The sequence below is a fragment of the Saccharopolyspora endophytica genome (assembly GCF_018070075.1).
Classification (GTDB): domain Bacteria; phylum Actinomycetota; class Actinomycetes; order Mycobacteriales; family Pseudonocardiaceae; genus Saccharopolyspora; species Saccharopolyspora endophytica.
In genome coordinates, this window is record NZ_JAGPXE010000012.1 from 59,975 (window position 1) to 81,100 (window position 21,126).

General features: G+C 71.3%; 19 protein-coding genes and 1 riboswitch. Of the genes, 3 read left to right on the forward strand and 16 right to left on the reverse strand.

What is annotated here, in order from left to right; translation table 11 throughout:
- Positions 1–86 precede the first annotated feature (86 nt).
- Positions 87–974, forward strand: coding sequence for a DMT family transporter (locus tag KBO27_RS24840; RefSeq protein ID WP_210972298.1), 888 nt, complete (start codon positions 87–89; stop codon positions 972–974).
- On the opposite strand, the gene KBO27_RS24845 is transcribed toward KBO27_RS24840, so the two are convergent.
- The 11 genes from KBO27_RS24845 to cobO form a co-directional block, all read right to left on the reverse strand.
- Positions 971–2,395, reverse strand: coding sequence for an aminotransferase class I/II-fold pyridoxal phosphate-dependent enzyme (locus KBO27_RS24845; protein ID WP_210972451.1), 1,425 nt, complete (start codon positions 2,393–2,395; stop codon positions 971–973). The two genes, KBO27_RS24840 and KBO27_RS24845, sit on opposite strands and share 4 nt — an antisense overlap.
- Before the next feature lie 40 nt (positions 2,396–2,435).
- Entirely contained in the window at positions 2,436–3,002 is a 567-nt protein-coding gene (locus tag KBO27_RS24850; RefSeq protein WP_210972299.1) for a PIN domain-containing protein, read from the reverse strand.
- Positions 3,003–3,011: 9 nt separating this feature from the next.
- A complete protein-coding gene (locus tag KBO27_RS24855) occupies positions 3,012–3,497 on the reverse strand; it encodes a helix-turn-helix domain-containing protein (protein ID WP_210972300.1) in 486 nt (161 codons plus the stop codon).
- A gap of 39 nt (positions 3,498–3,536) precedes the next feature.
- Complete coding sequence (locus KBO27_RS24860) at positions 3,537–3,719, reverse strand: DUF362 domain-containing protein (RefSeq protein ID WP_132620780.1); 183 nt, start codon at positions 3,717–3,719, stop codon at positions 3,537–3,539.
- On the reverse strand, positions 3,709–5,466 hold the full coding sequence (gene cobJ, locus KBO27_RS24865; RefSeq protein ID WP_210972301.1) for a precorrin-3B C(17)-methyltransferase: 1,758 nt from the start codon (positions 5,464–5,466) through the stop codon (positions 3,709–3,711). The genes KBO27_RS24860 and cobJ overlap by 11 nt, the downstream gene beginning before the upstream one ends.
- A gap of 151 nt (positions 5,467–5,617) precedes the next feature.
- Complete coding sequence (gene cbiE, locus KBO27_RS24870) at positions 5,618–6,817, reverse strand: precorrin-6y C5,15-methyltransferase (decarboxylating) subunit CbiE (RefSeq protein WP_210972302.1); 1,200 nt, start codon at positions 6,815–6,817, stop codon at positions 5,618–5,620.
- The gene (locus KBO27_RS24875; protein WP_210972303.1) at positions 6,802–7,965 is read right to left on the reverse strand and encodes a cobalt-precorrin-5B (C(1))-methyltransferase; all 1,164 of its coding nucleotides are present in this window, start codon (positions 7,963–7,965) and stop codon (positions 6,802–6,804) included. Before KBO27_RS24875 ends, cbiE begins: the two co-directional genes overlap by 16 nt.
- Positions 7,949–9,187 (reverse strand): precorrin-4 C(11)-methyltransferase, encoded by a 1,239-nt coding sequence (gene cobM / locus KBO27_RS24880; RefSeq protein WP_210972304.1) that lies wholly within the window; start codon positions 9,185–9,187, stop codon positions 7,949–7,951. The genes KBO27_RS24875 and cobM overlap by 17 nt, the downstream gene beginning before the upstream one ends.
- Complete coding sequence (gene cobI, locus KBO27_RS24885) at positions 9,181–9,918, reverse strand: precorrin-2 C(20)-methyltransferase (RefSeq protein ID WP_210972305.1); 738 nt, start codon at positions 9,916–9,918, stop codon at positions 9,181–9,183. The genes cobM and cobI overlap by 7 nt, the downstream gene beginning before the upstream one ends.
- A complete protein-coding gene (locus tag KBO27_RS24890; RefSeq protein WP_307870597.1) occupies positions 9,915–11,273 on the reverse strand; it encodes a cobyrinic acid a,c-diamide synthase CobB in 1,359 nt (452 codons plus the stop codon). Before KBO27_RS24890 ends, cobI begins: the two co-directional genes overlap by 4 nt.
- A complete protein-coding gene (cobO, locus tag KBO27_RS24895) occupies positions 11,267–11,881 on the reverse strand; it encodes a cob(I)yrinic acid a,c-diamide adenosyltransferase (protein ID WP_132678014.1) in 615 nt (204 codons plus the stop codon). Before cobO ends, KBO27_RS24890 begins: the two co-directional genes overlap by 7 nt.
- Positions 11,882–12,003: 122 nt before the next feature.
- Between cobO and KBO27_RS24900 the strand changes: the two genes are divergently transcribed.
- Positions 12,004–13,164 carry an MFS transporter gene (locus KBO27_RS24900; protein WP_210972306.1) on the forward strand — a complete coding sequence of 387 codons (1,161 nt, stop codon included), beginning with the start codon at positions 12,004–12,006 and terminating at the stop codon, positions 13,162–13,164.
- Between the two features lie 354 nt (positions 13,165–13,518).
- Here KBO27_RS24900 and KBO27_RS24905 read toward each other — a convergent pair whose 3' ends face one another.
- The 3 genes from KBO27_RS24905 to KBO27_RS24915 all read right to left on the reverse strand — a co-directional run bounded on the left by KBO27_RS24905 (position 13,519) and on the right by KBO27_RS24915 (position 17,180).
- Positions 13,519–15,534: a putative cobaltochelatase gene (locus KBO27_RS24905; protein WP_210972307.1), complete on the reverse strand. Its 2,016-nt coding sequence runs from the start codon at positions 15,532–15,534 to the stop codon at positions 13,519–13,521.
- A 35-nt stretch (positions 15,535–15,569) separates the two neighbouring features.
- A riboswitch (cobalamin riboswitch) is annotated at positions 15,570–15,742 on the reverse strand.
- Between the two features lie 57 nt (positions 15,743–15,799).
- Positions 15,800–16,282, reverse strand: a complete 483-nt coding sequence (locus KBO27_RS24910; protein WP_307870598.1) for a GNAT family N-acetyltransferase — start codon at positions 16,280–16,282, stop codon at positions 15,800–15,802.
- Positions 16,283–16,361: 79 nt separating this feature from the next.
- Complete coding sequence (locus tag KBO27_RS24915; protein WP_210972308.1) at positions 16,362–17,180, reverse strand: S1 family peptidase; 819 nt, start codon at positions 17,178–17,180, stop codon at positions 16,362–16,364.
- Between the two features lie 299 nt (positions 17,181–17,479).
- Here KBO27_RS24915 and KBO27_RS24920 point away from each other — a divergent pair, with 299 nt between their 5' ends.
- The gene (locus KBO27_RS24920; RefSeq protein WP_210972309.1) at positions 17,480–18,106 is read left to right on the forward strand and encodes a LysE family translocator; all 627 of its coding nucleotides are present in this window, start codon (positions 17,480–17,482) and stop codon (positions 18,104–18,106) included.
- On the opposite strand, the gene KBO27_RS24925 is transcribed toward KBO27_RS24920, so the two are convergent.
- Together KBO27_RS24925 and KBO27_RS24930 are read right to left on the reverse strand one after the other, a co-directional pair.
- Positions 18,020–19,231 carry an MFS transporter gene (locus KBO27_RS24925; protein WP_307870599.1) on the reverse strand — a complete coding sequence of 404 codons (1,212 nt, stop codon included), beginning with the start codon at positions 19,229–19,231 and terminating at the stop codon, positions 18,020–18,022. The two genes, KBO27_RS24920 and KBO27_RS24925, sit on opposite strands and share 87 nt — an antisense overlap.
- A 133-nt stretch (positions 19,232–19,364) precedes the next feature.
- Positions 19,365–20,957 (reverse strand): IS200/IS605 family accessory protein TnpB-related protein, encoded by a 1,593-nt coding sequence (locus tag KBO27_RS24930; RefSeq protein WP_210972310.1) that lies wholly within the window; start codon positions 20,955–20,957, stop codon positions 19,365–19,367.
- Between the last annotated feature and the right edge of the window lie 169 nt (positions 20,958–21,126).

The window sequence follows — 21,126 nt, forward strand, 5'->3', positions numbered from 1 at the left end:
CAGCCTAGACCGATCAGGAACCGCGATCGATCGCGATCGCTTATCGTTGTTGGACGTGGCTGAGCAGGCCCGGAATTCTCTTGAGCATGCACACGTCGCGGTCGATCCCGCTCTCGCTCGCCGCACCGATCGTCTTCTTCTGGGCCAGCGGATACCCGACCGGAGCTCTGGGCGTGGCCGCCGCACCACCGTTCCTGCTGACCGCCGTGCGGCTGGCGCTGGCCGCCGCGGTGCTCACGGTGATCGCGCTGGTGCGCCGGGCGGTCTGGCCGACCGGCGGCAGCCTCGGGCACAGCGCCGCGGCCGGTCTGCTGACGCACGCGATGCAGTTCGGCGGGTGCTACGGCGGCATGGCCGCCGGGGTCCACGCCTCGGTGACGGCCCTGGTGATCTCGATGAACCCGGTGCTCACGGCCGCGCTGGCGGCGGTGCTGCTGCGGGAGCGGCTGAGCCGGTGGCGGCTCCTCGGCCTCGCGCTGGGCGTGCTGGCGGTGCTGGTCACCCTGGGCGGGCAGGTCGCGGCCGAGGGCGAGTGGAACCCGGCGATCCTGCTCACGCTGATCGGTCTGCTGGGCTTCTCGGCGGGCGGGCTCTACCAGCAGCGCTACTGCGGCGGCATCGACCTGCGCTCCGGCGCGGCCGTGCAGACCGCGGCCGCGGCGCTGGTGATCGGGGTGATCGCGCTGTTCGAGCACGGCCACGTCACGCACTGGGCGCAGGCCGGGATCTCCGTGCTCTGGCTGGTGATCACCGGGTCGGTGCTGGGGGTGAGCTGCTATCTGCGGGCGGTGGCGGTCGGCGGCGCGGCCCGGGCGAGCGCCCTGTTCAGCGCCGTTCCCCCGCTCACCGCGGTGCTCGCCTGGCCGCTGCTCGGCGAAACCCCTTCGGTCGCGGTGGTTCTCGGCATCGCCCTGGCGACGACCGCGTGCGTCCTCGGCACCCGCACCGAGACCCGCGAACCCGCCCGCGTCTAGGAGGCTCGCCGGATTCGTTCCCAGGCCGCTTCGACGTGCCCGCGCTCGGTCGCCGGGGAGCCGATGGCCAGCCGCAGCAGGGTTCGCCCATCGATCTTGGTGTGGGTGAGGTAGAGGTCGCCGGAGTCGTTGAGCGCGTTCATCACCCGGTGCGTGCGCTCGTTGGCCTCGTCCACCGGGAGGCCCGAGTAGCGCGGCCGGAAGCAGACCAGCGCGAACGGGTGCGGTTCCAGCAGCTCGAAATCGGGGTCGTCGCGGACCCACCCGGCGAACTCCTGGGCCAGCGCGACGGTGTCGCGGATGTGCGCGCGCAGCCCTTCGGCGCCGTACCAGCGCAGCACCGACCACAGCTTCAGCGAGCGGAACCGGCGTCCGAGCGGGACCTGCCAGTCCCGGTAGTCGATCACCTCACCGGATTCGCTGGCCTCGTTGCGCAGGTACTCCGGCAGGATCGACAGCGCTTCGATCATCGGCGCCCGATCGGCCAGCCACAGCGCGCTGCAGTCGAAGTTGGTCAACAGCCACTTGTGCGGGTTGGTGCAGTAGGAGTCGGCGTAGTCGGCGACCCCGTCGTTGATCCAGCGCAGCTCCGGGCACACCGCCGCGACACCGGCGTAGGCGGCGTCGACGTGCAGCCAGACGCCGCGCCTCCGGCACACCTCGCCGATCTCGCGCACGGGGTCGATCGCGGTGGTCGAGGTGGTGCCGATCGTCGCGCACACCATCGTCGGCACCGCACCGGCTTCCACGTCCGCGGCGATGAGCTCGTCGAGGTGACGCGGGTCCATGCCGAGCGTTTCCGGGTCGGTGTCGACCACCCGCACGTTGTCCGCGCCGATACCGGCCAGCCGCGCCGCCCGCTCCAGCGAGGAGTGGGTGTGCGCCGAGACGTAGAGCGCGTGGCGGCGGGTGATGCCCCTGCGCACGACGTCCTCACCGGTCCGCTGCAGGGCGGCCAGGCACGCGACGAGCACAGCGCTGGACGCGGAGTCCTGGATGACCCCGCCGCCGGCCGCGTCGGTGCGGAAATGCCCGGGCAGGCCCAGCAGTTCGGCCAGCCAGTCCACGACGACGGTCTCCAGCTCGGTGCAGGCCGGGCTCGTCGCCCACACCATCCCCTGCACGCCGAGACCGCTGGAGAGCAGGTCACCGAGGATCGACGGGCCGCTCGAATTGGCCGGGAAGTAGGCGAAGAACCCCGGGTGCTGCCAGTGCGTCACACCCGGCAGCAGGATCTCGTCGAGGTCCCGCAGGACCTGGTCGAAGTCCTCGCCCCGTTCCGGCGGATGAGCGGGGAGCGCGTCCCGCACCTCCCCCGGCCCCACCTGCGAGCGCACCGGGAACGACTCGATCCCCGCCCGGTAGTCCGCGATCCAGTCCACGACCTGCTTGCCGACCCGCCGGAACTCCTCCGGCGACATGTCACCACCCACCCGACCAACCCTGCCACCCCGCACGCGATCAGCAAGAGCCGCCGAAGCGTTCGGTGTGGCACAGGCGCGCGAACTGCGGACATCCGTTCCCGCAGTTGCCCAGCGCGATGAGCAGATCCTCGACCGAACGCGGATCTCGTCGATAACGCGAGACCTGCCGCGTCAGCCCCCTCGTCACAGCGGCCGGATCCAGGTCGTAGAGGTCGAGGAAGAACTCGTCCTGGTCCATCACCGCGATGTCGTAGCACTCCACGGCGGACGCGGGGAAGTCACGCACGTTCTCGGTCACGATGGCCTCGGCGTTGCCGCGAACCGCCGCCGCGAGGACGTGCCGATCCTTCGGATCGTTGGTCATCCCCCGGATCAGGTCCTCGTAACCGTCGACGTCCGCTCCTGGGAAGTGGGTCCGCATCTGCGCGATCCGGTGCTCCACCGATTCGGGAACCACACCGGCGCGGACCAGCGAACCGCGCAACTCGTCCAGGATGTCCCTGGACCACAGCGGACGGAACGCGTTCTCCTCGGCAATGCTGAGGAGCGCGTCGCACACGAGCGGCTTGAACAGCACGCACGTGTCGAGGAGGGCACGGATCATCGGTGGCGGTCAGGCTTCCTCTTCCGGGACCGATCGACGCTCGGCCTTGGCATCGGGCGGCACGTCGTAGACGCCACCGGCTTCGGACACCCGGACCATCTCGTCGAGACCGGCGGCACGGGCTCGACGGGCACGCTCTTGGTAGGCCAGCAGGTCGTCCAGCCTGATCCTGCGGTGCCGACCGGGTTGTTCGTACGGGATCTCACCCGCTTCGAGCAGCCTGACCAGCGTCGGACGGGAGATTCCGAGCATCTCGGCCGCCTCGCCGGTGGTCAGGACGGTGTGGCGCGGAGCGACCGTGATGGCCATCCCGCGCGACAGGGCGAGCACCACGTCGTGCAGCACGTCGTAGAGCTCGTCAGGCAGATCGATCCTGGTGCCGTCCCGGGCGATCAGCGCCGGAGCCGAGCGCTGCTCGTCCAGCGCGCGCAACAGCCCCAACAGCTCGTCGGCCCTGGCCGGCGGCAGTACCGTGCGTTGCTCCGTCCCCTCCATGACCACCACATTAGCAGCGAAACGAACAAAACGAAAACGCTAGCGCAGGAGGTCGATGGCGTCTCTGGGGCAGATCTCGACGCATTCCCCGCAGGAGGTGCAGGCTTCTGCGAGGACGTACGGGCGGCCCGGGGCCGGGCGGAGGGCGTGTTCCGGGCAGGTGAGCAGGCACGCGCCGCAGGCGGTGCAGGCGTCGGTGATGGTCAGCGGGTCAACGGACATCGCCCGCCATCCAGCGGTAGCCGCGCGGGGTGACCATCCGGCGACCGACCACAGCGGACTGCGAGGAGCCGACGACGACCGTGGTGAACATGTCCACGTCGGCCGGGTCGAACTCGTCGATCGAGGCGCACCAGACCTTCTGGTCCGCGCGGCTGGCCTGGCGGACCGCGCCGACCGGGGTCGTCGCAGGGCGGTGCTCGGCGAGGATCTCCAGGGCACGGCCCAGCTGCCAGTGGCGCTGCACCGAACGCGGGTTGTAGAAGCAGACCACCAGGTCGCCCTCGGCGGCGGCGCGGACCCGGCGCTCGATCATCTCCCACGGGGTGTGCAGGTCGGACAGGCTGATCAGCGCGTGGTCGTGGCCGAGCGGGGCGCCCAGCAGCGCCGACGCCGACAACGCGGCGGTCACGCCCGGCACGCCGACGACCTCGATGTCCACGTCCGCCTTCTCCAGCGCCGGGCTGGCCATCGCGTACACGCCCGCGTCGCCGGAACCGATCAGCGCGACCGCGCGGCCCTGCTTGGCCAGCTCCACCGCCTCGGCCGCGCGGGCCTCCTCGGCGCCCAGACCGGTGGCGCGCTCCTCGGTGCCGGGCCGCAGCAGGTGTCGGACCTGGTCGAGGTACTGGTCGAGGCCGACGACCACCGACGCGCGGCGCAGCTCGGCGTCGGCGCGCGGCGTGCGCAGGTCGGGGGCACCGGGCCCGATGCCGACGATGGCGAGCCTGCCGCGCGGGCTGATCCGGGCGGCGGCGACGGTGACGTTGTCACCCTTGATCTTGTCCGCGACCAGCTCGACCGGGGCGCCGTAGGCGAGCTCGTCGGCGGCGTGCAGCGCGGAGGCCTCGGCGACGCTGGGCGTACCGACCTCCTCGCGCACGACCTCGCTCGGGTTGGGCACCTCCACGCCGGCCAGCACCTCGGCCGGGTAGGTCAGCAGGGACAGCTCGTCGCCGCCGTCCTTGGAGTGCCAGAAGCCCAAGTCCTGCACCGCGTCGAGGATGCCGGCCTCGTCGGCCTTGAGGTCGACGCTGGCGAAGGCGCGGATGGCGCGCGGATCCAGGCCGTGCTCGCTGTCGAGGCGGGCGATGGTCTCGGCGACCGCGGTGCGCGACACGCCGCGCGCGGAGCCGACCCCGACGACCAGCGTGCGCGGGACGAGGCGCAGCGTGCGCTCCTCGTCCTCGGTCGGGCGGCGGTCGTCGATCACCACCGTCCACTGCGGGTTCGCGACGTCGGCGCCGACGTTGGGCGGCAGCGCCGGGAGCGGGAAGCCGTGCGGGTTGACCAGCCGGACCGGTTCGCCGTCGAGGATCGCGACGCCGCAGGACGGCAGGTCACCGTCGACGGTGGCGTCGAGCTGCTCGACGAGCTCGTCGAGCGCGGTGGTGCCGGTGGAGTCGGTGGCCGTGGTGATCACCGGGGTGCAGCCGAAGACGTCGGCGACCTGCTCGGCCAGCGCGTTCGCGCCGCCGCCGTGACCTCCGGTCAGGGCGATGGCGAAGCGCTGCGCCTCGTCGACGCTGACGATGCCGGGATCGGTGTGCTTGTCCTGCAACAGCGGCGCGACCAGCCGGATCGTGGCGCCGCTGGCCAGGAAGAACACGGCGGCGTCGAGGTGGTCCCAGAGGCGTCGGACGGCCGGTCCGATCGGACCGTCGGCGACCAGGGCCTCCGGCCCCAGCCGTCCGGCGAGTTCGGCGGCCGCCCGCCGTCCCGCCGCGGTCACCGCGAACAGACCGATCACTGCTACTCCCCTATTCGTCGTGCCATGCCCGGATCGGGTGAAAACACCCTACGACACTCCCGGACGGGCGATTGTGGCCCGAACCGCCCATGATCGATACCCGTTTCGCCTGGTCAGATCGGACCGAAACCGCCCGCTGGCCGGCGAGGGATCACGCCTTCCTGCGACCGGAGATGAGGACCACAGGGTTGGCCGCCTCCAGCCGGGAGGAGCCATCCGGGAGTTCCGCCAAGCGGGATGCCGCGAGCTGGACGCCCTCGACCTCGTAGCCCGCCGAGCGCAGCGTCTCGCGGGTCGGCCCCACTCGGTCCAGGGCCGCCAGGGCGACCACGACGCGGGTGGCTCCGGCGTGGGCGCAGGAGGTGACGACCTCGTTGCCACCGCCTCCCACGAAGATCGAGTCCGGCTTGGGCAGCTCGCGCAGCGCCTGCGGGGCCTTGCCCTCCTCGATGCGCACGTCAACGCCGTGACCTGCGGCGTTGGTGACCATCCGGACGACTTGGGCCTCGTCGGACTCGATCGCGATGGTCGCCGCGCCCATCCGGGCGCACTCCACCGCCACCGAACCCGAGCCGGCGCCGACGTCCCAGACCAGCGTGCCGGGACGCGGCGCGAGCTTGGCCAACGCCACCGCGCGCACCTCGGCCTTGGTGATCATGCCGTCGCGGTGCGAGAACTCGTCCTCCGACAGCGCCCAGCCGGTGGCCGGCGGAACCGGCTCGCCACCGGCGATCCAGCCGCGCGAGGGCACCTCGTCGGCGTCCGCCAGGCACAGCACCACGTTCGGCTCGAACCAGCTGCGCTTGGCCGCGTCCGCCGGGTCGATGGTCACCACCGACTCGTTCGGCCCGCCCAGGTCCTCACCGACGATCATGGTGCGCCGCCAGCCGGCCAGCCCCGACGCGATCTGCGCCGGACCCGACTTCGGCGCGGTCAGCACCGCAACCGCCGGGCGCGCCCGGCACACGTTGATCGCCGCGCCCAGGTCACGCCCGTGGGCGCTGACCACCACGACGTCGTCCCAGGACCGGCCCGCGCGCGCCATCAGCCGCTGCACGCTGGAGGTCGCGGGCAGCACCGCGCACCGCACGCCGCGCTCGCGCAGCGCGCGCACGGCGCCGAAGAACCCCGGATCGCCGGAGGCCAGCACCACGCCCTGCTCGTCCCCGGACAGCGCGGACAGCGCGTTCAAAGCCGGTTCCAGAGGACCCAGTTCGAGTCGTTTCGCCTGGTCGGGGGCATGCGCGTCGAGGTGCCGCTTACCTCCCACGACCAGTCGCGCCTGCTTCAAAGCCTCGGCACCACCCGGCGGCAGCGTTGCCCCGTCGACCCCGATCACCGTGACTGCCACGTCACCCACCTCGCCTCGGTGGCCGCGACCACGTGCTCTCCCTCGAAGTCGACCATGGCGACCCGAACACGCAGCTTGCGACCGCACTCCTCGCTGAACCGCTCCAATACTGCTGCCACCAGGTCGCACAACCGGTGCGCACACGCCGAGAAGTAGTCACCGCGCTGCCACACCTCGTACGCGCGGCGGGCGGTGGCGGCCTCGCTGACCTCGGTCACGTCGTGCTCGCTGCCGCCGAACTCCGCGGTCAGCCGCCCCAGCAGTCCGGTGTCCACCTTGGACCGCGTGTAGTGGGTCATGACGACGCCGGAGGCGAGCTTGGTGAGCTTGCCGATCATGCCGACGAACACGAGCTCGTCCAGCCCGTGCTCCACGGCCCTGCGCACGGCGGCGCCGGTGAAGTCGCCGACCTCGATGAAGGCCACCTCGGGCTCGTCGGGCAGCAGCCGCATCGCGACCCGCTCGGTGCGCCCGCCGGTGGACAGCACGGCCACCCGGCCCTGCTGCGCGGACAGCACCGACACCGCCTGCTCGACGCTGGAGCGCCACGAGGCGGTGGAGAACGGCCGGACGATGCCGGTGGTGCCGAGGATCGAGATGCCGCCGAAGATGCCCAGCCGCCGGTTGGTGGTCTTGTAGGCCATCTTCTCGCCGCCGGGCACGGTGATCGTGACGTCCGCGCCGCGCTCGCCGAGCACCTCGCGCACGGCGTCGCCGATCATCTGCCGCGGCACCGGGTTGATCGCCGGACCACCGACCTCCAGGCCCAGACCGGGCTTGGTGACGGTCCCGACGCCCTCGCCGCCGTGCAGCAGGACCTGGCCGTCCTCGCGAGGCACGACGCTGACCGTCAGCCGGGCGCCGTGCGTGACGTCGGGGTCGTCGCCCGCGTCCTTGACGACCACGGCGGTCGCCGGTTCGGCGCTGCCGGAGTCGACCTGGAACCGGCGGCGCTTGCCGTCCGGGAAGCCGATGTCCACGGTGGCCGGGAGCTCCCCGGTGACCAGCAGTTCGGCTGCCGCTCGGGCCGCCGCTGCGGAGCAGGCCCCGGTGGTGAAACCGGTGCGCAGCGCCTTGGGCCGGACCTTCGCGGTGCGCGGGAGGTCCGGCTCGCGCAGCGGCGGCTGCGGATCACTCTGACTGCTCATCCGGCTTCGCCGCGGGCTTGCGCTTGGCAGACTGCTTGTTCTTCGCCGTGTTCGGCTTGGCCGGGGCCTTGCGCTTGGTCGAGCCGGACTTCGCCGCCCCGGTCGACTTGCGCGTGGTGCCGGTGGTGGCGGTGGCCTGCGCGGTCGTGGTGCTCGACGGCGCCGACTCCTGCTGCGGCGCAACGGGTTCGGGATCGGCTGGTTCCTCGGCGAACAGCTGCGACTGCGATTCGTCGACCTGCGGGATCGGGATCGAGCGGTTGGCGCCGAAACGCGCTGCGCCGCGCGCGGTCTCCTGCCAGTCGCGCACGGCCCACCACGCCGCGTCGGACTCGCGGAGCTTGGCGGCCTCGGACTCCTTGATCTTGGCGGAGTCGGGCTCCTCGGGCTGCTCGCGCGGCTTCTCGACGCGGCGGACGGAGCGCTCGGCGCGCAGCGCGCGACGGGCTTCCTTGTCGGCCTTGCGGTAGGTGTGGAAGTGGCCCGCGTGGTAGAGGTGCGAGCGGGTGCCGCCCGCGGTGAGGCCCTTGCCGATGATGAACAGCGTGTGCCGCCACAGCTTGTGCTTCTTGCAGTCGGCTTCGAGCTCGCCGAGCGTGCTGCGCACCAGCAGTTCGTCCGGCCAGGTCACCTTGTAGGCCACCAGCACCGGCGTGTCGTCCGGGTAGCCGCCCGCGCGCAGCTCCTCGACCAGCTGGCCGGTCCGCGCGGCGGACAGGAACAGCGCCATCGTGGTGCCGTGCTTGGCGAACTCGCGCACCTTCTCGCCGTCGGGCATCGGCGTCTTGCCGCCCTCCAGGCGGGTCAGCACCAGCGACTGCGCGACCTCGGGGACGGTCAGCTCGCGGCCGATCGCCGCCGCTGCGGCGGAGAAGGCGGGAACGCCGGGGACGATCTCCACCTCGACGTTCATCCGGACCGCGGCGTCGTACTGCTCCTGGACCGCACCCCACAGCGACGGGTCACCGGAGTGCACGCGCGCGACGTTGAGCTTGTCGCGCTCGGCGCGCCGGTAGATCTCCACCGCGTGCTCGTGGGTGAGCCGGGAGGAGTCGACGAGCTCGGCATCGGAGCGGGCGTGCTCCTGCACGCACTCCGGCGTGACCAGGCTCGCGGCCCAGACCACGATGTCGGCTTCGGCGATTCGCTTGGCACCGCGGACCGTGATCAGGTCGGCCGCGCCGGGTCCGGCGCCGATGAACGAGATCCGGCCAGTCACCATTGCTCTCCTCTTCCGCCTCGGGGTGGCAGCACTACCACTGTCGACAAGTAAGGCGCATCGTCCACATCGGACACTTCAGCAAGCGGTAGTACCCGCGCATCCGGCGTGCCCAGGTGCTCGGCGTAGACCGAGCGGTCCAGAGCTCCGCAGTCGTCGATCGCCTCGCGCAGCTCACCCAGGCGTCGCCCGCCTTTGTAGGCAACGACCGTACCGCGCGCTCGCAACGCCTCCCGCAGCGCGGTGACATCCCGCAGCATGGGAATCACGGTGAGTTGCTCCGAGCCCTCGGTGAGCGCGATGCCCGCTTGCGACGCGGTCGCCTGCATCGCGGTGATACCGGGCACCGTCACGATCTCGACCTCGGTCAACAGCTCCGCGACGGCCGCTGCCAGATAGCTGAACGTCGAGTACACGGCGGGGTCGCCCAAGGTGGCGAAGACCACCGTGCCGCCCTGATCACGCAGTCGCTTCGCGACGGTCTCGGCCGCGTCGTCCCAGTGCCTGCGCCGCCGTTCCTGCGGCCCGTCGACCGGGTCGGCGAGCGCGAACACCAGCCGCTGCACCCGCTCGTCGGAGCCCAGGTGCGCGCGCACGACGGCCTCCGCGCGGCCCTGCTCGTCGGGCGCGAGGACGGGCACGTACACCGTGTCGGCCTCGCGCATCTCGCGCAGCGCGGCCAGGGTCAGCATTTCGGGATCGCCGGGGCCGACCCCGACACCGACGAGTCTCATCGCAGGCACCTCGTGACGAATCGGGCTACCGAGCCGGGGTTTCCGGCCGGGTGGGTGTGCAGGTAGGAGGCGTGCACCCCGCCGTGGACGAATCCCTCGCGGTGCGCCCCCGATGGCCCGCGCCAGAACCACGCGGGGCTCTCGCCGTGGCCGGGTTCGGTTGCGGTGCGGTGGAATTCGTGCCCGCTGATGCGGGCTCCCTCGGCGAACAGCGAGGATTCGGTGGCGGCGACGGCGTCCCGGTACCCGAGGGTCAGGCGCGGCGACATGGCCGCGCGCACCGGCAGGACCCCGCACATGGGTTCGCCGTCGAGCTCCTCGCCGAGGTAGAGCAGCCCACCGCACTCGGCGTGCACCGGGGCTCCACCGCCGGCGAAGGCGCGGATCTCGTCGCGCAGCGCGGCGTTCGCCGACAGCGCGTTGGCGTGCTGCTCCGGGAACCCGCCCGGCAGCACCAGTCCGGCGGTCCGGTCGGGAAGTCGTTCATCGCGCAGCGGGTCGACGAGGGCGACCTCGGCTCCGGCGGCTTCGAGGAGTTCGACGTGCTCGGCGTAGCCGAAGCTGAACGCGTGCCCGCCCGCCACGGCGACCACCGGCCGGCCCTGCCGCTGCACCTCAGCACCTGGATCCCAGGCGGATCCGGGCAGGTCACCGGCGGTGCGGGCGAGCGCGGTGACGGCGTCGAGGTCCACGGACCGCTCGATCACGTCGGTCATCGCCTCCACGGCGCGCAGCGCCTCGGCGCCGTGCTCGACGGCGGTGACCAGTCCCAGGTGCCGGGAGGGGACTTCGAGGTCGTCGGTGCGCGGGATCGCACCCAGCACCGGTAAGCCCGCGTTGTCGGCGGCCGCGCGCAGCACCTGCTCGTGGCGTGGCGAGCCGACGCGGTTGAGCACCACGCCGGCGACCTTCACCTGCGGCCGGTAGCCGCGAAAACCGTGCAGCAGCGCGGCGAGGCTGTGACTCTGTCCCTTGGCGTCGACGACGAGCACGACCGGGGCGTCGATCAGCTGCGCGACGTGCGCGGTGGAGCCGAAGGCCAGTTCCTCCTCGCCGCCGATGCGGCCGTCGAACAGGCCCATCACGCCTTCCACCACGGCGATGTCGGCACCGGCGGATCCGTGGTGCAGCAGCGGCGCGATGCGGTCGGCTCCGACGAGCACCGGGTCGAGGTTGCGCGCGGTCCGCCCGGCGGCGAGCCGGTGGTAGCCGGGATCGATGTAGTCGGGTCCCACCTTGAACGGCGCGACGCGCTCGCCGCGTCTGCGCAGCGCACCGAGCAGGCCGGTGACCACGGTGGTCTTGCCCTGCCCCGAGCCCGGAGCGGCGAAGACCACCCGATCGAGGTTCACCACTCGATGCCCTTCTGGCCCTTCTGCCCGGCGTCCATGGGGTGCTTGACCTTGCCGGTCTCCATCACGAGGTCGGCGGCGTCGATGAGCGCCTGCGGCGCGTAGCGGCCGGTGATGATGACGTGCTGGTGGCCCTCGCGCTCGCGGAGCTTGGCGACGACCTCGTCGACGTCGACCCACCCCCAGTGCAGCGGGTAGGTGAACTCGTCGAGCACGTAGAGGCCGTGGCGCTGCTCGTCGAGGCGGCGGGAGATCTCCTGCCAGCCTTCGAGCGCTGCGGCGGCGTGGTCTTCCTCGGTGCCCTTCTTGCGGGTCCAGGACCAGCCCTCACCCATCTTGTGCCACTCGACGGGGCCGCCTTCACCGGTGTCCTCGTGGACCTTGCCGAGCGCGCGGAACGCCGACTCCTCGCCGACCTTCCACTTGGCGGACTTGACGAACTGGAAGACCCCGATCGACCAGCCCTGGTTCCACCCGCGCAGCGCGAGCCCGAAGGCGGCGGTGGACTTCCCCTTCATCTCACCGGTGTGCACGACGACCAACGGCCGGTTGCGGCGCTGGCGAGTGGTCAGTCCATCAGCTGGCACGGAAGAAGGCTGTCCCTGAGGCATGCACCGACCCTAACCAAGAACATCCCCAGGGCACGGCCCCGCATGAGGTGGGCAACTTCACCGCTGCGACCGGCGTTCGACGCGTGAAGATGGACGAGCGTCCCAGAACTAGGAGCCGCCGCATGCCCACCAGACCGCCTCTGGTGCTCTCCGCAGCCTCGTTCATCAGCAGTTTCGACCGGTTCGCCGTGACCCCGATGCTGGTGCTGATCGCGCTGAGCATGCACGTCCCGATCGCCTCGGCGGTCACGGTCGCCAGCGGTTACTTCCTGGCCTACGGCCTCTCGCAACCGCTGTGGGGAATCCTCTCGGACCGCTTCGGCCGGATCCCGATCATGCGAGCCACGCTGCTGGCGGCTGCCGCCACGGGCCTGATCTCGACGTTCGCGCCGTCGCTGCCGGTGCTGATCGCGGCGCGCGTCCTGGCTGGTGCGTTCATGGGCGCGGTGGTCCCGACGACGCTGACCTACGTCGGCGACACGGTCTCCCAGCAGAAGCGCCAGAGCGCGCTGTCGGACCTGATGGCCGCCCAGGCGGTGGGCACGGCCATGGCGACGGCGGTCGGCGGCGTGCTGGCCCACTGGCTGGACTGGCGCGTGGTCTTCGCGGTCCCGGCCCTGTGCGCGGCGGTCTGCGCGCTGCTGCTGCGCGGCCTCCCGGAACCCGACCGCGCGGCGGTGTCGGGCGGGGTGGGTTCCCACATCGGCGGAGTCCTGCGCAACCGCTGGGCGCTGCTGGTGTTCGGCCTGGTCTTCGTGGAGGGCGCGGTGCTGCTGGGCACCATGACCTTCTTGGCGTCGGCGCTGGTCAACGAGGGCCTGGACGTCGCGGTGGCGGGCTTGGCCACGGGCGCCTACGGCGTGGGCGTGCTGGTGTTCTCCAGGGTCGTCAAGGCCATCAACTCCACGGTCCCGGTCCCCCGCCTGATCGCCATCGGCGGCACGCAGATGATCGTCGGCTACGCCCTGGTCTCGGTGGACACGAACCTCGCCACGGTGATCATCACGGCCCTCCTGCTGGGCGGCGGCTGGTCCTTCATGCACTCCTCCCTGCAGGCCTGGGCCACCTCGGTGGCTCCAGAAGCGAGGGGAACGGCGGTGGCCCTCTTCGCCTGCGCTCTGTTCCTCGGCAGCGCAGCAGCCTCCGCAGCAGCAGGCCCCCTAGCAGACCACGGCAACTACACGATCCTGTTCACCACAGCAGGAGCAGTAGCAATCCCCCTGGTGGCCACAGCCACCTACGCAAGACACCGCTACCACCAAAAACAACCAACCCCAGCCTGACCCGTCAGGCAAGCGACGAAGTCGCTTTCTCATTTCCCCACCTGAGGCACTCGCACCGCCGGGGGTTCTGAGCGGTGCTGTGGCGAGCACGCCTCGACGCCGTGTATTGGACATACATAAGTCGTGGCGCGCGGAGTCCACAGCGCCGCTCAGGTTCCCCTACCCGCACCGCCCCGCAAAACGACCACCAAACCCACAAGAAAAAGAGCCCCGCGCTCAACCGGCCTGGGGGTCGCTGGGAGCGCGGGGCACTTTGGAGGTCCACCCCTGGGGGTCAGGTGGACTGGTGGTCACCGTACCAATCCGACCGTTGGGTCGGTACTCACAGGGTTGAATCTCGTAACCAAAACGAGACTAAGCGGCCAACCCGCTGTCACCGCTGACGGCGCGCACGACTCCGGCGACGTGTTCGGCGGAGAGCTCTTCGAGCCGCAGGCTGGGTCCGCCCAGCGCTGCGGCCACCTGGTTCGCCAGTCCGAGCTTGACGGGACCGCTCTCGCAGTCGACGACCACGGAGGCCGTTCCGGTGCCGGCGAGCACGCGCGCGGCGCGCAGGGCGTCGTCGACGGCCTGCTTGCTCCCGGTGGCCCCCTGGACGCCGACGGTGGCCTTGCCATCGGTGAGCAGGACGACGAGCGGCCGGCGCTGCGGGTCGCGGGTGCTCTCGGTCCGGATGACGTGCTGGGTGCGCAGCAGTCCGTCGGCGAGCGGGGTGCGTCCGCCGGTGCGCATCCGGCGGAGCCGGGCGGCGGCGATGTCGACCGACGAGGTGGGTGGCAGGGCGACTTCGGCCTGGTCGCCGCGGAAGGTGATCACGCCGACCTTGTCCCGCCGCTGGTAGGCGTCGCGCAGCAGGGACAGGACGGCGCCGCTGACGGCGGTCATCCGGTCGCGGGCGGCCATCGAGCCGGAGGCGTCGACGGCGAAGAGGACGAGGTTGCCCTCACGGCCTTCGCGCAGGGATCGGCGGACGTCGTCGGAGCGCAGGACGAGGCCGGGTCCGCTGCGTCCGCGCGCGGCCTGGTGGGGAGCGGCCGCGGCGAGGGTGGCGGTGACGTGCAGTCCGTGGCCGTCGACGGTGGTGGCGCGGGTGGTGCGCCCGCTGCGGGAGCGGGCGCGGGACCGGCGCCCGGGTGCGCCTTCGCCGAGCCCGGGCACTTCCAGCAACCGGGCGCGGAACGACTGCCCGGCGCCGACGGGGGCGCGTTCGGAGTCGCCGCCACCGGGCTGCTGGTCCTGCTCCTCGCCACCTCCGCCGCCGGTGGGGCCGGTGGGCTCGTCCTGCGGTTCGCCGCCTCCGCCGGGACCGCCGTCGGGGTCGTCGTCGGGGTCTTCCGGCGGCTGGTCCTCGGCCTGCTCGGCGGCGTCGGAGAGGGCCTGCTGCAGCTGGTCCTCGGCCATGCCGGGTTCGTCGAACGGGTCGCGGCGGCGCCGGTGCGGCAGGGCGAGGCGGGCGGCGGCTTCGACGTCCTCCTCGGTGACGGCGTCGGCGCCGCGCCAGGCGGCGTGGGCGATGGCGGTGCGCGCCAGTACCAGGTCGGCGCGCATGCCGTCGACGTCGAAGGCCGCGCACAGCGCGGAGATCCGGCGGAGTTCGGAGTCGGGCAGCACGACGTCCTCGACGCGGGCGCGGGCGGCGCGGATGTGCTCGGCGAGTTCGGCGTCGGCGTCGGCCCAGTGCGCGGCGAACCCGGCGGGGTCGGCTTCGAAGGCGAGCCGGCGGCGGACGACCTCGGTACGGGTGCCGACCTCGCGGGAGGCGGCGACCTGCACGGTGAGCCCGAAGCGGTCGAGCAGCTGCGGCCGGAGCTCACCCTCCTCCGGGTTCATGGTGCCGACCAGCAGGAACGACGAGGCGTGCGAGACGGAGACACCGTCGCGCTCGACGTGGGCGCGGCCCATGGCGGCGGCGTCGAGCAGCAGGTCCACGAGGTGGTCGTGCAGCAGGTTGACCTCGTCGACGTAGAGCACGCCGCGGTGCGCTCCGGCGAGCAGGCCGGGCTGGAAGGCGCGGACGCCTTCGGTCAGGGCGCGTTCGAGGTCGAGCGAGCCGATGAGCCGGTCTTCGGTGGCGCCGACGGGCAGCTCGACGAGCTGCGCGGGCCGCCGGGTGGCGGTGTCGCCGTGCGGCGCGTCGGGGCACTGCGGGTCGGGCGCGGTGGGGTCGCAGCCGAAGCGGCAGTCGTCGACGACGTCCAGCGCCGGCAGCAGCGAGGCGAGGGCGCGCACGACGGTCGACTTGGCCGTGCCCTTCTCGCCGCGCACCAGAACACCGCCGATGCGCGGGTGCACCGCGTTGAGCAGCAGCGCGAGCCGCAGGTCGTCGTGGCCGACCACGGCGGAGAAGGGGAAGCGAGGGGCAGCGGACATGCCGGTGTGGTTCCTTCCTCGGGGTGCGGACGCCCCGCTGTCGGGAACAAGGGGCCGCAGTGTCCTGACTCCCGGATCGTCACGTCCCTCCGGCCTTCCCAGGTCACCCCGGTGGCTCTCGCGGGAGGTCCGCTCCCCGGTCACAGTGGCGCCGACCGTGCCGGACTCGCACCGGCTTCCTGCCAACACCCCTTGCAAACGGATTCACCGACATCGTCCCAGACGTCGATCAAGCGCCCAACCTTCCGGCGCCGCAACTCACAGTTCAGCGTCCGGCGATCACGCCCGCGCGGCGGGGTTCGCGGCGCATGTCGACGTGCGGAATGCCGTCTTCGAGGTATTCGTCCCCGGTCTCGACGAAGCCGAAGGAGGCGTAGAAGTCCTTGGCGTAGGTCTGGGCGGACAGCACGGCGGGCGAGTTCTGCACCTCGGCGACGGCGGCGCGCATCAGCTTGCGTCCGATGCCCAGACCGCGGGCGCTCTTGGAGGTGCAGACCCGGCCGATGCGGTAGGTGCCGTCGGGATCTTCCAGCAGCCGCAGGTATCCGAGCACGTAGTCGTCGGCGGAGTCGACCCAGAAGTGGCGGGTGGAGTCCTCCAGGTCGCGCCCGTCGAGCTCGGGGTAGGGGCATTCCTGCTCGACGACGAAGACGTCGACCCGCAGCCGCAGCATCCGGTAGAAGTCGGAGGCGTCGAGGTCTGCGGTGTAGGCGCGTTGCACGGCGGTCGCGAGCGGCTGAAGGGTCACCCTTACCTGGATATCACAGGACTTCCCGGTTTCCCGCACTCGCCAGCGGCGGGAGTTGTGCAGACCACTCGCCCGCCGCTCACAACGGGTAGTTCGACAGCCTGGTGTAGACGCCGGGCGTGCCGGGTCGACCGCAGCCGGTGCCGTAGGACACCACGCCGATGAGCCGCCCGCCCGCGACGATCGGCCCGCCGGAGTCGCCGGCGCAGGCGTCGCGCCCGCCTTCGGGGTACCCGGCGCAGAACATGCTGCGCGGGTCGTAGTTCGGGTAGGCCGACCGGCAGGCGTCGTCGGCGGCGACGGGCACCTCCACGGAGCGCAGGCTGTCCGAGTTGGGACCGTTCTCACTGGTCCGGCCCCATCCGTAGACGCGGGCCATGCTGCCCGGCTCGTACGGCGCGGTCTCGCCGGGCGCGACCACGGGAAGCGGGCGCTGCGGCAGCGGTGCGCTGAGCTTGAGCACGGCGAGGTCGTCGCCGGTGGTGAAGTCCTCGTAGCCCGGGTGCACCCACACGTCGTCGACCTCGGCTTCGCTGCCCTGCGAGCTGCGCAGGTCGGTGCGCCCGGCGATCACGCGGACGTCCTCGGGCGAGCGTTCGGCCCCGGTGAGCGGATCGTGCGCGCAGTGCGCTGCGGTGACTACCTCGCCCGCGCGGATCAGGGTGCCGCCGCAGAACTGGTTGCCGTACCGGTCGGTCAGCGCGACCACCCAGGGCGCGTCGTCGGTGGTGCTGCCCGAGCCGCCGAGGATCCGGGACTGCGGCTGGTCGTCTCCGGTGATCGCCGGGTCCGCGTGGGCGGCGGGGCTCGCGCCCGCCAGGGCGGTGACCGCTCCGGCGATGGCGAGCGCGCGCAGCGCACGGGTCTTGTCGGCGGATCCCTGTTCGTCGCGGCCCAAAGTCGGTGCCTCCAGCTGTCGCGGTCATCGGCGGAGCGGACACACCGTAATCGCACGCACACCGAAACATCACGAGTCGCAACTCACAGTTCCGCAGGAAAATATTTCGTTAAACTCGACTTCGGGTGCAAATCCTTTCGCGAATGTCGCCGTTGACAGTCGCGCCTCCATCCCAGGGCATCGCGGAACCGGGGTACCTCCACCACCGGCACCCGCCGATCTCACCTGACCGGATGACGAGAAGAACCTGATCAAGCGATGTGGCAGTGCGTGCTGCCCGAAGTGGAGAGGAAATCGCCGTGCTCCTGGACCCGACGCCGTTGCCCGCCTTCCTGCTGGCGAGCGCGGTCGTGATCATCACACCGGGAGTGGACGTCTTCCTGCTGCTGCGCACGTCGCTGAACCACGGCCGCAAGGCGGGACTGCTGGCGCTGGCCGGAATCCACAGCGCCAGCGCGCTGCAGGTCGCGCTGGTCATCTCCGGGCTGGGCGCGCTGATCACCAAGGCCCCGGGCGTGCTCGTGGCGCTGAAGTGGGTGGGCGCCGCCTACCTGCTCTACCTCGCGGCCAGCATCGTGCGCGGGTACTGGCTGACCAGGCGCGAGTCCGGCTCGCTGGACGTCCCACCGCCGGATGACGCCAACCCCTACCTGCGCGGCCTGCTCAGCAACCTGACCAACCCGAAGATGCTGCTGTTCAGCCTCGCGTTCCTGCCGCAGTTCGTCGGCGCGTCCACGCAGCCGGCGCTCCAGCTGGTCGCGCTGGGCGTGGTGTTCCTGGTGCTGGCGGCGATCTGGGAGGTCACCATCGTGCTGGCCGCCGCCGGGATCGCCGACCGGCTAAAGAACCCCCGAGTCTCGAAGTCGCTGGACGCGTTGAGCGCGACGGCTTTCGTGACCATCTCGATCGGTCTCGTCGCGAGCTGACAGCAGGGTCAGCAGCGCCAACCCGGCCAGCACGAGCAGCACCACCGGCACCGCGACCACGCCCGAGAGCAGGCTGATCACGAACGGCGTGCAGAACCCCAGGTAGGCCAGCACCCACATGATCGCGGTCAGCCCGGCCAGCTCGGACGGTCCCGCGATGCGGCCGACCATCGTCAGGCAGTAGGTCGAGACGAAGCCGTAGCCGGTGCCCAGCGTCAGCGCGGCGAGCAGGCCCAGCCACGGCTGCGCCTGCCACGCCGCGACAGCAGCGAGCACGAGCCCGGCCGCGATGGCCACCAGCCCGAACACGGCCGTCGCCCGCACTCCGCGCCGGGCGATCCGGCGAGCCCAGGGCTGCACGACCGCGCCGAAACCGGGCGCGCACAGCGTCGACACCCCCGCGTAGAGCACCTCGTAGCCGGGCGCGTGGACGGTGACCTGCGCGGGGAGCACGGCGAAGCCGACGGTGGGGCACAGGAAGATCCACGGCGCGACCGGCGCCACCCGCCGCAGGAACCGCGGATCGCGCGCTCCCCTGCCGCGCGGCGCTCCGGCCGCCGGCTCGACGCGCGTCTCCGGGCAGCGCAGCGCCAGCGGCAACGTCACCGCGCACAGGACCAAGTGCGGAACGTAGGCGCTGACCAGCGGGAACGGCACCCAGGTCGCGACCAGCGCGGACACCAGGCCGCTGACGCTGAAACCGGCCGCCAGCAGCACACCCGCTCTGCGCGCACCGGCGCCGTCCTCGGTCGCCGTCCCGAACGGCGGGTGCGACAGGTCGCGCACCCAGGCGCTCCCCGCGGCGAGCACGGCACCGGTGCTCACCCCGACGATCAGCCGCCCGACGACCAGCCACGGCACCACGTGCGCCCCGAGCATCAGCGCCACCGTGGCCAGCGCGCTGAGCACGATCGCCCAGATCACCACCGGCTTGCGCCCGCGCCGATCGGCCAGCGGACCCCCGAACAACAAGCCGGGCACCAGCCCGACGACGTAGAGCGCCAGCAACCCGGTCGCCGCCGACGGGCTCAGCCCCAGCTCACCCCGGTAAGCCCCCAGCAGCGGCGAGAACTGGTTCGCACCCCACCCGGCCACCATCAACAGCAGAGCAGCCGGCACCCACACGTTTCGCACACCTAACGTTCTACGCGCAGCCCCCACCCCGAACACCAACCGTTCGGATTTCCCGAACAATCAGGATCCCGGTCTACCGTTCCTCAACAGCGTTCAGGCGTCCCCATGATGATCGGACGCCCAGCTACTGCGTCCATCCCGAACGGTGTTGGACGAACTGGGTTCCCGCATTCGCTCGACGGCCGGACAGCACGGATCGCGTCCGCGTCCCGGTCGCGTCGGGGCGGGTTCCTTCACACCCACGAGCACGTGGCCGGGCCTGGATGGTCCGATGCCCGGCACGATCGCTCTGGTCGTGCCGGGGCGGTGTCCCCCGTCGCCTGATCCCGTGCCCGAGGGCGCGTCTCCCGATCGCCACGCTCGCGGCGTGGTGTCGGGTGATCTCATGCTTCTTCCTGGACAGTGGCACACGCCAGTGCTCGTTGCCCCACCTGCTGGTGTAGGCAGGGTCCACGACGATCACACTGGCACCGGTCTCGGCGGCCATCGACACCAGCCGGGAACGAAGCTTCCCCGTGGGCATGCCGGAAATCAGCTGCCGGAACCGCTTCCTGCGGCCATGCTTCTCACGAGTCGTCGAGTCACCGAAGTCGAGGTCCTCGACCGCGATCGCCCGCACACCTTCACTCCTGGCCCAACGCAAAAGCTGGGACAGGGCATGGCGCAGCTGTGCGTCTCGGTGGTCAGCCGTGCCGGAAAGGTCATAACCGAAGGTTTTCGGTCGACCGGTCGGGTTGCCGTGGGGGTCGAGCTTCCAGGCGGCGAGGTGATCGACATTGGTGTCCACCCCGATCACCGGCCCCGACCGCAACACGGCCAGCGACACCGGCCGTGTTGGGCTGCGCTGCCAGGACGCACCCACGTACCAGCGGTCACGAGTGGCGTCGTAGTGAAACCGGTACGCCACCGCCCGATCACCAGCGATGCGCTCAGCCCACTCCGCACCGCGATGCTGGAACCGCGCGATCGCGGTCAAGACATACCGCCCGTTGCGTGCGTTGGCGAGATGTTCCAGCGGCGCGGGCAACCGGATCGACACCTCGCCATCCGGGGTGACGCGCACCGTTTCGTTGCCGAACTTCTTGCCCGACTCCCCATCCGCCGCGAAGAACCAGCGTTCGGCCTCCCACCGAGCACGCCACTGCTCCTCGCTGAGCCCGGCCCGGCCCAGGTGATGCCGGTGGTGAAGCAGCTTCCTCCCGCCCCGCACCACCGCAATGCGGCCCGAATCCCAATTCGCCTGGAGTTGGGCGCAGCGGGCCCGCAATGCGGCCAGGCGGCGAGATTTGGCAAACCACTCCTGGGCCGACTGATACCCGCCGGGTTTCCCCGCCACGCCCTTCTCACCGAGCCCGAGCGACAATCTGTAGCTGAGCATCTCGATGCCTGCGGCCAGGTTGCGAAGCTGCGCCAGCTGGTTGCGGCGGGCCAACGACCATTGATCGTTGCTGAACTTGGTGATGCTGCCCGCCCATCGCGCCGACGACACCGCGGTGACCGCCCGCTTGCGATCCGCCCAGGAATGCTTGTCGTGATCCAGTCCGTCACGGACTCGGGCAGCCAGGTCGCTGGAAGCAAGCCTCCCCAGATGCGCTCCGACCTCACGCAACACCCGCTCGTCGCTGAGCGTCATGCCCTTCAATCGGGTTCGGATGCTCACGCCGGTGGGCCCGTTCGCGACATACGTCTCGGCGATCGATCGCAACCGTGCAGCCACGACCCACCCCCTGATGACTCGGCGAACATCGACAACACGAAATTACCTACGCCGCAACGGAAAATCACTCCGATGCACCGAACATCCGCCGAACGAGACTGCCACTGGGCGATCACCGCACACCCGAGGCGAGAAACGCACTGCGCGACATCAACGGCTACCCAGAGCG